Source organism: Paracoccus laeviglucosivorans (genome assembly GCF_900182695.1).
Lineage (GTDB): Bacteria > Pseudomonadota > Alphaproteobacteria > Rhodobacterales > Rhodobacteraceae > Paracoccus > Paracoccus laeviglucosivorans.
In genome coordinates this window covers 41791-56167 of the sequence record NZ_FXTK01000016.1, presented here as the reverse complement: position 1 = coordinate 56167, position 14377 = coordinate 41791, and the positions used below count along the sequence as shown (strand labels likewise).

At 66.0% G+C, this 14377-nt stretch carries 12 protein-coding genes; 7 read left to right on the top strand and 5 right to left on the bottom strand.

The annotated features are described in order from the left end of the window. Position 1: 1 nt before the first annotated feature. The 3 genes from exbB to FN835_RS15355 all read right to left on the bottom strand — a co-directional run bounded on the left by exbB (position 2) and on the right by FN835_RS15355 (position 4550). Positions 2-1210, bottom strand: coding sequence for a tonB-system energizer ExbB (exbB, locus tag FN835_RS15365; protein ID WP_142664113.1), 1209 nt, complete (start codon positions 1208-1210; stop codon positions 2-4). 154 nt (positions 1211-1364) lie between these two features. Next, positions 1365-2399 (bottom strand): siderophore-interacting protein, encoded by a 1035-nt coding sequence (locus tag FN835_RS15360; RefSeq protein ID WP_142664112.1) that lies wholly within the window; start codon positions 2397-2399, stop codon positions 1365-1367. Between the two features lie 114 nt (positions 2400-2513). Continuing rightward, a complete protein-coding gene (locus FN835_RS15355; protein ID WP_142664111.1) occupies positions 2514-4550 on the bottom strand; it encodes a TonB-dependent receptor domain-containing protein in 2037 nt (678 codons plus the stop codon). A gap of 152 nt (positions 4551-4702) precedes the next feature. Between FN835_RS15355 and FN835_RS15350 the strand changes: the two genes are divergently transcribed. The 4 genes from FN835_RS15350 to FN835_RS15335 are packed head-to-tail and all read left to right on the top strand — an operon-like array spanning position 4703 to position 8431. Further along, positions 4703-5731: a hemin-degrading factor gene (locus FN835_RS15350; protein ID WP_142664110.1), complete on the top strand. Its 1029-nt coding sequence runs from the start codon at positions 4703-4705 to the stop codon at positions 5729-5731. After that, positions 5728-6597, top strand: a complete 870-nt coding sequence (locus FN835_RS15345; RefSeq protein ID WP_142664109.1) for a heme/hemin ABC transporter substrate-binding protein — start codon at positions 5728-5730, stop codon at positions 6595-6597. Before FN835_RS15350 ends, FN835_RS15345 begins: the two co-directional genes overlap by 4 nt. Beyond that, positions 6597-7661 carry a FecCD family ABC transporter permease gene (locus FN835_RS15340; protein WP_142664108.1) on the top strand — a complete coding sequence of 355 codons (1065 nt, stop codon included), beginning with the start codon at positions 6597-6599 and terminating at the stop codon, positions 7659-7661. The genes FN835_RS15345 and FN835_RS15340 overlap by 1 nt, the downstream gene beginning before the upstream one ends. Next, positions 7658-8431: a heme ABC transporter ATP-binding protein gene (locus FN835_RS15335; protein WP_142664107.1), complete on the top strand. Its 774-nt coding sequence runs from the start codon at positions 7658-7660 to the stop codon at positions 8429-8431. Before FN835_RS15340 ends, FN835_RS15335 begins: the two co-directional genes overlap by 4 nt. Before the next feature lie 115 nt (positions 8432-8546). Here FN835_RS15335 and FN835_RS15330 read toward each other — a convergent pair whose 3' ends face one another. Then, the gene (locus FN835_RS15330) at positions 8547-9719 is read right to left on the bottom strand and encodes a pyridoxal-phosphate-dependent aminotransferase family protein (protein WP_142664106.1); all 1173 of its coding nucleotides are present in this window, start codon (positions 9717-9719) and stop codon (positions 8547-8549) included. A gap of 126 nt (positions 9720-9845) precedes the next feature. Between FN835_RS15330 and FN835_RS15325 the strand changes: the two genes are divergently transcribed. From FN835_RS15325 to dinB, 3 genes are read left to right on the top strand one after another with little or no spacing between them, the layout of a single operon-like run. Beyond that, positions 9846-11585 (top strand): ABC transporter ATP-binding protein, encoded by a 1740-nt coding sequence (locus FN835_RS15325; RefSeq protein ID WP_142664105.1) that lies wholly within the window; start codon positions 9846-9848, stop codon positions 11583-11585. Next, positions 11585-12301, top strand: coding sequence for a CAF17-like 4Fe-4S cluster assembly/insertion protein YgfZ (gene ygfZ / locus FN835_RS15320; RefSeq protein ID WP_142664104.1), 717 nt, complete (start codon positions 11585-11587; stop codon positions 12299-12301). The genes FN835_RS15325 and ygfZ overlap by 1 nt, the downstream gene beginning before the upstream one ends. Further along, positions 12298-13389, top strand: coding sequence for a DNA polymerase IV (dinB, locus tag FN835_RS15315; RefSeq protein WP_142664103.1), 1092 nt, complete (start codon positions 12298-12300; stop codon positions 13387-13389). The genes ygfZ and dinB overlap by 4 nt, the downstream gene beginning before the upstream one ends. Here the strand turns inward: dinB and FN835_RS15310 are convergent. Continuing rightward, positions 13380-14315 carry a DUF533 domain-containing protein gene (locus tag FN835_RS15310; RefSeq protein WP_142664102.1) on the bottom strand — a complete coding sequence of 312 codons (936 nt, stop codon included), beginning with the start codon at positions 14313-14315 and terminating at the stop codon, positions 13380-13382. The two genes, dinB and FN835_RS15310, sit on opposite strands and share 10 nt — an antisense overlap. Positions 14316-14377: the final 62 nt, after the last annotated feature.

Here is a 14377-nt window from a genome sequence, read left to right as displayed (position 1 = left end):
ATCAGACCTCCGAATGGGTGCCGCGAAAGTCCAGATCGCGGCTGACAAGGCGGCGCACCCCGGCCGAGGCATTGGCAAGGCGCAGCCGGTAGCCGGTGATGGCGCGGGCAAAGACGTTGTAGATGACGACGGCGGGGATGGCCGCGACCAGACCGATGGCGGTGGCCAGCAGCGCCTCGGCGATGCCCGGCGCCACGACGGCAAGGTTGGTGGTCTGGCTTTCGGAAATGCCGATGAAGCTGTTCATGATGCCCCAGACGGTGCCGAACAGGCCGACGAAGGGCGCGGTCGAACCGATGGTGGCCAGAACGCCGGTGCCACGTCCCATGGTGCGGCTGGCCACGGCCTCGATGCGGTCCAGATGGCTGTCCACGCGTTCTTTCAGGCCGCTGTCGCCTGCAACTTCAAGCGCGGGGGCCGAGCGGTCATATTCGGTCGAGGCGGCGCGGATCATGCGCGACACCGGGTCGCGGCGATTGCCGATCGAGGACAGCGCGGCAGGCAGGCTGCCCGCGTTTTCGATGCGGCGGATGCCGTTCTGCACGCGCTTCATCGCGCCGCCCAGTTCCAGAAGCTTTGCGACCAGCACGGTCCAGGTCACGATCGAGGCAAAGACCAGCCCCAGCATCACGCCCTTCACCACCCAGTCAGCGGCCCAGAACATCCCCATCGGCGACAGGTCATGGGGCAGGTTCGGATCGCGTTCCTGCGGGGCAAGGGGGGCCAGAATGTTCTGGATCGACTGTGGCAGGATGCTTTCGCTTTGCGGTGCGGCGGTATCGGTCACGGGCAATTCGATCGCGGGCGCTGCGGTATCTGCTGCGGGGGCGGGTTGCACCGGGGCCGGGGTTTCCGCGGGCGTGGTTGCCGCCGGAACTGCGGGCGCGTTGGGCGTTGTAGTCTGGGCCGGGGTGGCGGGTGCAGCAGGTTCGCTAGGTGTGGGCGTCGTCGCCGTCGGGGCAGGTGCGGCAGGCGCGGTGTCAGCCGGAGCCGCAGGAGCCGTTTGCGCCGGAGTGGGAGCCGTCGTCGGAGGTGCGGTCGGCGCAGGTGCAGTCGGTGCCGCTTCCGGTGCGGGCGTCGGGGTCGTTGCCGGCGCCGGGGTTTGCGTCTGTGCGCTGCCTTCCTGAGCGGTAGCGGGTGCGGCAAGCAGCAGGCAGGCAAGCGTAAGGGCGGTCCCCGCGCAGGTGCGCGGCAGCGACATGTGGCTCATGGTGGTCCTTCGTGTCTTCGGCATATGTCCGTCCGCCTTTCGCTTGGACACAGGCCCGCACCGAAAGATGCTGACCCTGCCTGGCTGCGGGTTTGCGCAGGGTATCAAACGTCAGGGTAAAATTGTCAACTATAGCATCGGGTTTTCTGCCCCGTCAGGCCGTCCAGTAACCCGCAAGATGAGTGCGGCCCTTGTCATGCCCCAACTCGTTGAGGATCAGCTTGCGCAGCGCGGTGATCCCGGATTTTTCCGACGCCATCCAAAGATAGGTTTCGGGGTGGGGCGGGTTGGCGGACAGAATCCGTCCCAGTTCCGCCTCGCCCTGCGGCAGGTGGGTGATCTGGAAATTCGGCGCGGGCGGCAGCGGGTAATCTGCCCGCGTGCCCAGCAGATAAACCTGTCCCTGCGCATCGGGGCGACGTTCCATCATGCGGGCCAGTGCGGGATAGGCGGTTTCATCCCCCGCCAGGATCAGCCGTGCCGCGTTCGGAATGCCGCCGCCGCCGGGACCGGACAGGCCGATCTGGCGGCCCTGCGGATTGCCGCGCGCCCATTCCGTCACCCGGCCGCCGTCATGGATAAAGATGTCGGTATCCAGCCAGCCCGCATCCAAGTCGATATGGCGCACCGTATAGGCGGGGCGGTGCAGCGCCTTGGCCCCGCTGGGCCAGATGGTCTGGCCGTTGGGCGCGATGCGCGGCCATTCGGGCGCATCGTCGCCTTCGGGCGGCAGGACGATGCGGAAATGGATCGAATCCTGCGTCGCCAGTCGGTCCAGATCCGGGGCGTGCAGGCGCAGGCGGATGAAGTCCTGCGCGATCTGGCGCGCTTCGCCCACGCGGGCAAAGCTGAAATAGGGCGGGATCTTGCCCGCATCGGCCAAGGACGACCAGCGCATCGCGCGGGCCTGATCGGGCAGCACCTCGGCCAGATGATAGACGATGGTTTCCTGAAGCGAGAACAGCCATTCCGCCCGATGCGCGCGGGCAAAGACCAGCACGTCATCGCCGCGCTTCTTGGCCCCGAATTCGCCCATATCCGTCTGGCACCAGGTCGAGCGGCCATGCCCGTTATGCAGCTCCAGCCCGTGTTCCTCGGCCTCATGGCGCAGCATCTGGTCCACGATGGCGAAATCGGTGGCGGGCAGCATCGCCTCGGATTGGAATTCGGGCAGTTCGGTGATGCGCATCTGGGCCTCCTGTCATTCAAGGCAAAATGGCGATTGTGGCGCGGGGCCGCAATCGCCGGGAAGAAAAGGCCCGCCCGGATTGGAACCGGGCGGGCAAGTGAATCCCTCGCAGCCCTAGAAGCTGCGCGAGACCGAGAGCTTGAAGTTCCGGCCGGGGGCCGGTCCGCTGACCCAGCTTGCGGGCGTGTAGTCGCGGTCGGTGATGTTATCGACGCCCATATGCACCTCGATCCCTTGGGCGGGGCCCGATTGCGGGGTCCATGTCGCGAAGATGTCGTGGACGCCATAGCCGCCGCGATGCGTTCCATCGGGCTTGTCGCGACCGGCGGCCAGCGTGCTGCGCGCGCCGATGCGCCATGCGTCGCCGGCCATGTAGACGGCTTGCAGGGTCAAGCGGTCATTGGGCAGGGTTTCCAGATCGGCCCCGTCCTGATCCTCGCCCGCCACGACCGAAACCGCAGCGCCCAGATCCCAGCCGCCGATGGCATAGCTGGCCTCGATCTCGCCGCCTTTCAGATAGGCTTTGTCGATATTCGTGTAATAGGCCGAAGGTCCGCCGCCCGAACGCACGATCATGTCGTCGATATGGTTGCGGAACAGGGTGATCTTCATCACCGCCTCATCGCCATCCGCGATCAGCGAGCTGCCGCGATAGGAGGCGCCAATTTCGATGTTCTTGCCCTTTTCATCCTTCAGGTTCGGATTGGGCGCCGTGATCATCGAGCCGTCGTAAAGTTCATCGACCGACGGGATGCGGTTCACATAGGCGACCGAGCCGAAGACAGACCACGCGTCGTTCAGGCGATAGATCGCGGCGACCTGCGGCTCGACCGCCTCGAATTCGCGATTGTCGGCATCGAAGCTGACCGAATCCTTGGGTTCGGTGCGCTGGCGTTCATAGCGCAGGCCGCTGTTCACCGTCAGATCGCCATAGGTCACTTCCGACAGGGCATAGGCCGACCACGCGCGGGTATAACCCTCGGGGTGCGATGACGACGGCACCTGTGACGAACGATCCTGTTTCCAGACCTCGAACCCGGTGGTCAGGTGGTGATCATAGCCCGAGGTGGACAGGTCGGCCACGTTGGCGACTTTCAGTTTCCACAGGCGATAGTCGCGCTTGCCCAGCAGGCTTTCCATGATCGGCTCGGCCGGATCATCGCCCTGCCGCACGTCCTTCATGGTGTTCGAATAGGACAGGGTTGCCGTCAGATCGACGTAACGGTTGTCCTGCGGGTTCCAGCCCCAGACCAGCTTTGCAGTCTGGTCGCGTGTGATGATGTCGCCCACACCCCACGAAAAGCCCGGATAGAACAGGTCTTTCTGCGACCCCTCAAGCTGGTTGAAGTCCTGATCCTCGCCCTTGGCCTCAAGGTGCTGATAAGAGAAGGCGACATATTGATCGCCGAAGGTCTTCTTGGCCTTCAGCAGCAGGTTCGGCGTCTTCGAGTTCGAGCGCACGATGGTGTCGCCATCGGCATCCTTGCTGTCGCCCAGCTTGCGCCATGCGAATGCCGCCAGCGCCTCGAAATCCTCGGTCAGACGCCAGCCCATCGCGACGCTGCCAAGAATGGTTTCCGGGTTCGAGGCATAGCCGATCTTGGCCTTGCCGCCGAAGGTCTTGCCTTCGGGGATCAGGTCGCCGGCCTCGATCGTTTCCATCGCGATCACGCCGCCCAAGGCGCCCGAGCCGTAAAGCGTGCTGGAACCGGGACCACGTAGCACCTCGACCTGACGCAGGAAGTCGGGTTCGACGAACAGCGCGCCCTGACGATAGGATTCGTAATATTTCTTTTCGCCGTCGATCAGCTGGACGATGCCAGCTTCGGATGCGGCATTGCTGGCCGCGCCGAAGCCGCGGATGTTGAAGCCCTGCCCGAAGAAGCTGCCCGAGCCGACGCCCGCGACGCCCGGCACTGTCGCCAGCACCTCGCCGATATGGACGGGGGCGATGTCGTCAAGTTCCTGCGCGCCGACGACCGACACGGATTGCGGCACTTCGGACGCGACCTTGGGCTTGCCCGCGCGCAGGACCAGCGGGTCCAGCACATAGGTCTGCGCCTGTTGTGCGGCGGCGGGCAGGCTGATTGCGAAAACGGTAAGGCAGGTCGTGCCGGCAAGCAGTCCGGCGCGGATCGGATGGCGTAGCATATGTCCCCGAATTCTTCTTGTTGGTGGGTCGGGCTGGCTTCGGGGCTCGCATCTTGCGCCGCGTTAAGTATTCTGACTAAATCTGTCAATGATTCATTCAACGCCCCCAGCCATTTGCCAGAGGTGTTTCCCAGCAAAGCAAGGCCCTTACGATGACCGACCACTCCCCCGCCGATCTGCGCCGCATTCAGGCCGAGGATACTGCCCGCCCCTTTGATCTTGCCGCGCGTCTGGATGTGCCCGAGGCCGCGCTGGTTGCGGCCCATGTCGGCCACGGCGCGACGCGGATCCAGTCGCTGCCGGGACAGCTGATCCCCGCGGTGCAGGCCTTGGGCGAGGTGATGGCCCTGACCCGCAACCGCTCCTGCGTGATCGAGAAGGTCGGGACATACAACGATTTCCACGATGGCGAACATGCGTCGATGACGACCGACCCTGAAATCGACATGCGGATGTTCCCGCGTCACTGGGTTCATGCCTTCGCGGTCGAAAAGGGCGACAGGCGTTCCGTTCAGGTCTTTGACGCAGCAGGCGATGCGATCCACAAGGTGCATCTGCGCGAAGGCTCGGACCTTGCGGCGTGGGAGGCGCTGAAGCGCGATCTGGCGGTCGCGGATCAATCCGACAGTGCCGAATTTACCCCGCGCGAGCCGGTCGAGGGGCCGAAATCCGCGCCCGAGCGTCTGGACGCGCTGCGCCGCGAATGGGCCGAGATGACCGACACGCATCAGTTCAACATCCTGATCCGGCGGCTGAAGATGAACCGTCTGGGCGCCTATCGCATCATCGGCGCGCCATGGGTCCGGCCCTTGTCGGTCGATGCCGTGCCTGCGCTGCTGGAGCGGGTGAATGCCCAAGGCGCAGGCGTGATGATGTTCGTCGGCAATCAGGGCTGCATCGAAATCCATTCGGGCGGGTTCCAGACGCTGCAGCCAATGGGGCCGTGGCTGAATGTCATGGACCCCCGCTTCAACCTGCATCTGCGCGGCGACCATGTGGCCGAGGTCTGGGCCGTCGAAAAGCCCACCAAACGCGGCCCGGCGATTTCCGTCGAGGCCTTCGATGCCGAAGGCGCGCTGATCTTCCAATGCTTTGGCTTGCGTCCTGAAAAGGGCGGTGACGCGGATCAATGGGCGGCGCTGGTCACGGACCTTCCCGCGCCGGCCGAGGCCGCGGCATGAGGGCGCTGGTCCTTTTTGCCGCGCTGATCGCCGCGCCCGCCCATGCCGAAAGCTATCCCGATGCGCAGCGTGTGCTGTCCATCGGCGGCTCGGTCACGGAAATCATCTATGCGCTGGGGGAACAGGACCGGCTGGTGGGCCGCGACCAGACCTCAAGCTGGCCGCCCGAGGCGTTGTCGCTGACTGATGTCGGCTATATGCGCGCGCTGTCGCCCGAAGGCGTGCTGTCCGTGTCGCCCGACCTGATTTTGGCCGAGGATGGCGCAGGCCCGCCCGAGGCGGTCTCGGTCCTGAAATCCGCGGGTCTGCCCTATGTCACCGTGGACGAGGGCTATGACACCGCAGGCGTTCTGCGCAAGGTCGATGAGGTGGCCGAGGCGTTGGGCGTGCAGGACAAGGGCCGCGCGCTGCATGACAAGCTGGCGGGGCAGTTAAGCGATGCCGAAACCCGCGCCAAGTCGGTCGGAACGCCGAAAAAAGTGCTGTTCGTGCTGTCCCTGCAAGGCGGGCGGGTGATGGCGGGGGGCAGCGATACCTCGGCCGACGGGATCATCCGGCTGGCGGGGGCGCAGAATGCCGTGACCGGCATCGAAGGCTACAAGCCCCTGACGGATGAGGCGATCGTGGCCGCCGCGCCCGACGTGATCCTGATGATGCAGCGCGGCGATGCGCAGGCCGATGCGAATGCGCAGGGCGGCCATGCCTCGGCCAAAGAAGCGGCGCTGGCCATGCCCGCACTGGCGCAGACCCCGGCGGGGCGCGACGGCGCGCTGGTGATGATGGACGGGCTGAAGCTTCTGGGCTTCGGCCCCCGCACCCCAGAAGCGGCGCTTGAGCTGCATGATCTGGTCTATGGAGGCCGGTGATGGTGGCCATCAGCCCCGATTTCCTTGAAGGCGACCGCAGCCACCGCGCCCGCCGGATGGCGCTGGCCCTGTCGGTGCTGCTGGTGCTGGTCGCGACGCTGTCGCTGGGCTGGGGTGCATCGGGCACATCCTTGCCGCGCGCCATCGGCGACCTGCTGGCGGGGCGGGAACTGGCGGTGCAGGACCGCGTGGTGTTGCTGGACATCCGCCTGCCGCGCGTGCTGATGGGGATCTGCGTCGGCGCATCGCTGGCGGTATCCGGGGCGGTGATGCAGGGGCTATTCCGCAATCCGCTGGCTGATCCGGGGCTGGTCGGCGTCAGCGCGGGCGCGGGCCTGGGCGCTATCCTGGCCATCGTGCTGGGCGGCACGCTGCCTGTTGCCGTGGCGGGTCTGCTGGGCTGGTATCTGGTCCCGGTCGCGGCCTTCCTTGGCGGCTGGCTGACGACGCTGGTGCTGTATCGCATTGCGACGCGGCGGGGCCGCACCTCGGTCGCGACGATGCTTCTGGCGGGGATCGCGCTGGCCGCGATCATGTCGGCGGTGGCGGGCGTGGTCATCTTGCGGGCCAATGACGCGCAGTTGCGCGACCTGACCTTCTGGGGGCTGGGATCGCTGGCCGGGGCGAACTGGCCGAAACTGCTGGCCGCCGCGCCGATCATGCTGGCGGCGCTGGCCTTTGCCCCCATGCTGGCGCGCGGGCTGAACGCGCTGGCACTGGGCGAGGCCGCGGCGGGCCATGTCGGCATCCGCGTCCAGCGCGTCAAGAACCGTGCCATCCTGATGGTCGCCGCCGCGACCGGGGCAGGTGTTGCGGTGTCGGGCGGCATCGGCTTCGTGGGAATCGTGGTGCCGCATCTGCTGCGGCTGGTCATCGGGCCGGATCACCGCTGGTTGCTGGTCAACGCAGGCCTGCTGGGGGCTGTGATGCTGCTGCTGGCCGATATGGTCAGCCGCACGGTCATCGCACCGGCGGAACTGCCCATCGGCATCGTCACCGCGATCTTTGGCGGGCCATTCTTTCTGTGGATATTGCTGCGCAATCGCGGAGTGCTGGACCTATGAGCCTGATCGCCCAGAACATCCACGTGCATCTGGGCCGCGCCCATGTGCTGCAAGGCGTCTCGGTCGTCGCGCGACCGGGACAAATGACGGCCATCGTGGGCCCGAACGGTTCGGGCAAGACGACGCTGATGCGGGCCTTGACCGGAGAGCTGCCCTGCCAGCGCCTCGTCACCCTGAACGGCCATGACATCGCGGCTATGCCCCCCGAGGCGCTGGCCCAACGTCGCGGCGTCCTGCCGCAATCCGCCGCCCTATCCTTCCCCTTCACCGTGACCGAGGTGGTTCGCATCGGGCTTGAGGCACGCGGCGAACGCGCCGATGCCTTGGTCCCCGCCGCACTTTCCGCCGTCGATCTGCCTGGCTTTTCCGGGCGGCTTTATCAGGAACTGTCCGGCGGCGAACAACAGCGCGTGCAGCTGGCCCGCGTGCTGGCGCAGGTCTGGCAGCCGGTGGATGCGAACGGCCCACGCTGGCTGATGCTGGACGAGCCGGTCAGCAGCCTCGACATCGCGCATCAGATCACGGTCATGCGGCTGGCCGCCGAATATGCGCGCCGTGGCGGCGGTGTGGTCGCGGTGATGCACGACCTGAACCTGACCGCGCTCTATGCCGACCGGGTGATCCTGATGCAAAAAGGGCAGGCGGTTGCGCAAGGCACACCACCCGAAGTGCTGACGGATGCCATTTTGTCCAATGCATATGGCTGCGCCCTGCGTGTGAACGCCGTCCCACAAGAGGGCATTTGGGTTCTGCCGCACGCCGCTGCTTGAACCTGCAAAATGTGGCAATCTCGCATGGGTATTTAAGGAACTAAGAAGTCCCGGAGCACAGCCCATGAACTTCTTAGTTCTTCAAATACCCATGCGAGCGTTCAATTGGTGCGGATCACGCCGATTGTGCGATCAGCCTTGCCGCCGCTGCCGTGCCGCCCGGCGTATAGGGGATGCCAAGCGCGTCCATGCCCGCTTCGATCACCGCCAGCGTGCCCAGCAGTTGGTGGGCGTTGGCGTGGCCCATATGCGCGATGCGCAGCGCCGCGTCGGGATTTTCGGCGCCAAGGCCCACGCCCAGGGTCACCCCGGCGACCTGCTGGGTCCATTGGCGCAGCTCCGTCGCGCGGGGCATGGCGACTGCGGTGACGGAACGTGCGCGACCCTTCGGGTCAGCAACCATTGGCGCAATGCCGCTGCCGTCCTTGCCCCATGTTTCAAGCGCGGCCCATGTCGCTTGTGCCAGAACCTCGTGGCGGCGCCATGCGACGGGCAGGGTTTCTTCGTCCAGCAGCAGGTCCAGCGCTGCATTCATGCCGAAGATGTGTTGGACCGGAGGCGTGCCGCCCCAGAATTGCCATAGCTGTTCGGCCTCGGTCCGGGGGTGCCAGTCCCAATAGGGGGTGGCCAATGTGCTGCGTCCGCGCGCCCGCACCCTTTCCGAGAACCAGACCAGCGCCAGACCGGGCGGCACCATCAGACCCTTTTGACTGGCCGAGACCAGCAGGTCGATGCCCCATTCGTCCATCATCAGCGGCTCGCAGCCCAGCGATGCGATGGCATCGACGCCGAACAGCGCCGGATGGTCGCCCATGGCGGCACGGAGTGCCGGGATGTCGGCGCGGGCCGAGCTGGCGGTATCGACCTGACAGACCAGCACGGCGGTGATGCCGTGGTCGCGGTCCTGCGCCAGCCGGTCGGCAAGGCGCTGCGGGTCCGGGGGGAGGGTGCCGAAGTCCAGTTCCTCGACCTCGATCCCCAGGGGCCGCGCCGATCCGGCCCAGCTGCGTCCGAAATGCCCCGAGGTGATGACCAGCGCCCGTTCGCCACGGTTGAACAGGTTGACGTTCGCCGCCTCCCACGCCGCATGGCCGTTGCCGATATAGGGCGCGCAATGCGCCGTCGTGCCCGCCAGACGTTTCAACTGCGCGATCATGTGCTGGTTTTCCGCCAGAAGGTCGGGGCCGTAGATGTCGGGAGAGGGGCGGTGCATCGCGCGCAGCACGCGATCCGGGACGGGCGAGGGGCCGGGAATTGCGACGACGGCGCGGCCCTGGGCAAAGCTCATGTCGGGGTGCCTTTTGATTTGAACCCCGTATCGGTAGGACTGCCGCGCGTTCCCGTCAACGCTGCTCGCGGCTTGCCCTGCTGGCGTGACGGGCTTATCCCTTGGGCCGAACGACGCGAGGGGACGATGGCAGACAAACTTCAGATAACAGCCAATCTGTTCTCACGCATGTGGCGGGACTATCTGCATCCTTACTGGGGGCGGATTACGCTGGCGCTGTTCTTCCTGATCCTTGAAGGCTCGACCCTTGGGCTGCTGAGCTGGATGCTGAAGCCGCTGTTCGACCGGGTCTTCGTGGGCGGCGACGGTGATGCGATCTGGTGGGTCGGTGGTGCGATATTCGGGCTGTTCCTGCTGCGGGCGGCGACATTCGTCATCAACCGCAGCCTGATGACCTCGGTTTCGCTGGCGGTTTCGACGACGATGCAGACCGACATGCTGCGCCATGTGATGACGCTGGACGGCGATTTCTTTCAGAAGAACCCGCCCGGCGCCATGATCGAGCGGGTGCAGGGCGACACCATTGCCGTCCAAGGGGTGTGGTCCACTTTCATCTCGGGGGCGGGGCGGGACGTCGTGTCGCTGGTGTCGCTGTTTGGCGTGGCCATCGCGGTCGATCCCGAATGGACGCTGACCGCGCTGATCGGTGCGCCGCTGCTGATCGTGCCGACGCTGCTGGTGCAGCGATACATCCGGCGCAAGATGCGGCAGAACCGCGTGGGCGCCAGCCAGCGCGCGACGCGGCTGGATGAGGTGCTGCACGGCATCAACGCTGTCAAGCTGAACCGGATGGAGGAATATCAGGCGGGCCGTTTCGGCCAGATCGTCGAAGGCATCCGCATGGGCCAGATCAAGATGTCGGCCATCGGTGCGACCGTGCCGGCGTTGGTCGATGTGGTGACGGGTCTGGGCTTCATGGGCGTTCTGTGGCTGGGCGGGGCCGAGGTGATCTCGGGCGAACGCACGGTTGGCGATTTCATGTCGTTCTTTACCGCGATGGCGCTGGCCTTTCAGCCCCTGCGCCGTCTGGGCAGCCTGACCGGGACGTGGCAGATCGCCGCCGCCAGTCTTGAGCGGATCTATTCGGTTCTGGACATGCGGCCCAGCATCGCCTCGGGTCCGCGGACCGCGCCGCCGCCGGACACCACGATCCGGCTGGAGGATGTCCGCATGTCCTATGACGGCCATCCGGTGCTGAACGGGCTGACATTCACCGCGCAGGCGGGTCAGACCACGGCGCTGGTCGGGCCTTCGGGGGCGGGAAAATCCACGGTCTTCAACCTGCTGACCCGTCTGGTCGATCCCGAAGGCGGTGCGATCACGCTGGGGGGCGTGGCGCTGCGCGAATACGATCTTGCCGTGCTGCGCGACCAGTTTTCCACCGTCAGTCAGGACGCCGCGCTGTTTGACGAAACGCTGCGCGAAAACATCCTGCTGGGCCACCCCGAGGATGAGCCGCGCCTGCGTCAGGCCACCATCGCCGCCCATGTCGCCGATTTCGCCGACAACCTGCCGCAAGGGCTGGACACCCCCGCCGGACCGCGCGGCTCGGCCCTGTCCGGCGGGCAGCGTCAGCGCGTGGCGATTGCCCGCGCCGTCTTGCGCAACGCCCCGATCCTGCTGCTGGACGAGGCCACCAGTGCGCTTGATGCCCAGTCCGAACGTCTGGTCCAGCAGGCGCTGGATGAGCTGTCGGTGGGCCGCACCACGCTGGTCATCGCGCACCGGCTGTCCACCGTGCGTCAGGCCGACAAGATCGTCGTGATCGAGGCGGGTCGGGTTGTCGAAGAAGGCAGCCATGACCAGCTTATGGAACAGGGCGGGGCCTATGCCGCCTTGGTCAAACTGCAATTCGGAGAGAAGTGATGCGGCGCATTCTGGCGGTCTCGGGCGAGGATCGGGTCGAATTCCTGCAGGGGCTGGTCACCAACAAGGTGGGCGAATTGCCCGCCTGGGCTGCGCTGTTGACGCCGCAGGGAAAGTATCTGGCGGATTTTCTGGTCGTGCCGGATGGCGGGCGGCTGCTGATCGACGTGGATGCGCGGCTGGCCGATGACCTGATGCGGCGGCTGTCTATGTATAAGCTGCGCTCCAAGGTCACGATCGAGGCCAACGACCTGACCGTGGCGCGCGGTATCGGCGACATGCCGGACGCCGCGATCATAGACCCCCGGCACGAGGCGCTGGGGTGGCGGCTTTACGGCGGCGACGGCGATGACGGCAGCGATTGGGACGCGATCCGGGTCGAACATTGCATCCCCGAAAGCCTGATCGAGCTGATCCCGAACGAGACCTTTATCCTTGAAGCCGGGTTCGAGCGCCTGCACGGCGTCGATTTCCGCAAGGGCTGCTATGTCGGGCAGGAAGTCACCGCCCGCATGAAGCACAAGACCGAGCTGAAAAAGGGGCTGGTCACGTTGGGCATCGACGGCGCGGCCCCGGTCGGCACGCCGATCCTTTTGCCCGACGGGCGCGAGGCGGGCGTCCTGTTCACCCAATCAGGCGGGCGGGCAATCGCGCATATGCGTTTCGACCGCATGGTCGACGGGTTGACGGCGGGGGATGCCCGCATCCTGCCGTGACCGAGCCGGGGCCGGAACGTGTCCGCCGCATCGTGCATGTGGATATGGATGCGTTCTATGCCTCGGTCGAGCAGCGCGACGATCCTGATCTGCGCGGCAAGCCTGTCGCCGTGGGCGGCATCCAGCGCGGCGTGGTCGCGGCCGCCAGCTATGAGGCGCGGCGGTTCGGCGTGCGCTCGGCCATGCCGTCGATGCGGGCGCGTCGGCTGTGCCCCGACCTGATATTCGTCAAGCCGCGCTTCGAGGTCTACCGCGCCGTCAGCCAGCAGATCCGCGAGATATTTGCCGACTACACCCCGCTGATCGAGCCCTTGTCGCTGGACGAGGCCTATCTGGACCTGACCGACCATTTGCAGGGCCGCACGGCCACACGCATCGCGCAGGAGATCCGCGCCCGTATCCGCGCGGCGACGGGGGTGACGGCATCGGCTGGCGTCAGCTACAACAAGTTTCTGGCCAAGCTTGCATCCGATCAGCGCAAGCCCGACGGGCTGTTCGTCATCCCGCCCGAGGCCGGGCCGGGTTTCGTGCAATCCCTGCCCATCGGCCGCTTTCACGGCATCGGTCCGGCCACGGCAGCCCGGATGGAGGCGCATGGCATCCAGACCGGCGCAGACCTGCTGCGGCAAAGTCTGGAGTTTCTGACCGCGCGTTTCGGTAAGTCCGGCACTTACTACTGGAACATCGCCCGCGGCATCGACCATCGCGAGGTGCGCCCCGACCGCATCCGCAAATCCATCGGAGCCGAGAACACGTTTTTCGACGATCTGCGCGATCTGTCGGCAGCCTGCGTCGAGCTTGGGCCACTGGCGGACAAGGTGTGGCGCCATGCCACACGCAATTCGCTGACCGGTCGGACCGTGACGCTGAAGGTGAAATACGGGGATTTCCGGCAGATCACGCGGGCGCGCTCGGTTGCCGTGCCGGTGGAGAGCCGCGATCAGGTGCTGGCGATTGCCTGCGAATTGCTGGGGCCGGTCTTTGCCGACCCGCATGGGGTGCGGCTGCTGGGGATCACGCTTTCGGCGTTGGAGGAAGCGGGGGCGGAACCCGCCCCACGCCAGCTTGGCCTGTTCGATCAGGCGTAAAGGTTGGTCGCACCGACCTGATCGTGGATGCCGTTCACGGTGGCCTTGTCCAGATTCAGCGCGGTTGCCAGTTCGTGCAGATATTCGGCTTCCTTGCGGTTGTCGAAATCAATGGCCATCAGCGACATCAGGTAGACCTGCGCGCCATAACCTTCGGGAACCTGCGCTGCCAGACCCTTGGCATCGACCGGCGCGGCCATCTGGTCGCGAATGAACTGACGCTCATCCTCGTCCAGCTCACCGAATTCCTTCATCAGGTGGGCGCGTTCCTGTTCGTCGATTTCGCCATCGGCCTTGGCGGCCTGGATCATCGCCTTGAGCATCAGACCGGCAAGGGCGTTCTGTTCGGCGGTGGGCTGGGTGGCCGGTTCGCCATTGTTGGACAGCGCGTCGTTAAACAGCTCGCCAAAGCTCGAATCGTTGCTGGCCTGCGCGCCTTTCTGCGCCAGACCGCCCGAGGCAGTGCCGGGTGCTGCGGTGGTGCCAGCCTTGGCCTGACCGCCACCCAGCAGTTCGCCAAGAATGCCGCCGATGCCGCCTGCTGCGGCGCCACCTGCAAGGATGCTGCCCAGACCGCCACCGGCGCCTGCGCTGGTCGAACCGCCACGGCCTGCGGTCAGTTGGTCAAGGATGCCGCCCAGTCCACCCGAGGCACGGCCTGCGGGCGAATGCGCGCCGCCATAGCTGGAACCCGAGCCGGCGCGACCGCCCAGCACCTGGCCCAGCATGTCGCCCAGACCGCCGCCGGCACCTGCCTGAGTGCTGCCCGAACGGGCGGTGTTGGTTTTCAACAGATCGTCCAGAATGCCACCGGAGGGCCGCCGACCTGCGGTTGCTCCGCCTTGGGCGTTCTTCATCATGGCGCCGACCCCTTTGGCCAGCATAACACCAGCCGCAACGCGGGCGAGAGACTTCATCAGGCTCATCTTGTCCTCCGACATGGAATTGGGACCCGCAGGTGCAGGTCTCCGGCAATTGCTACAACAGC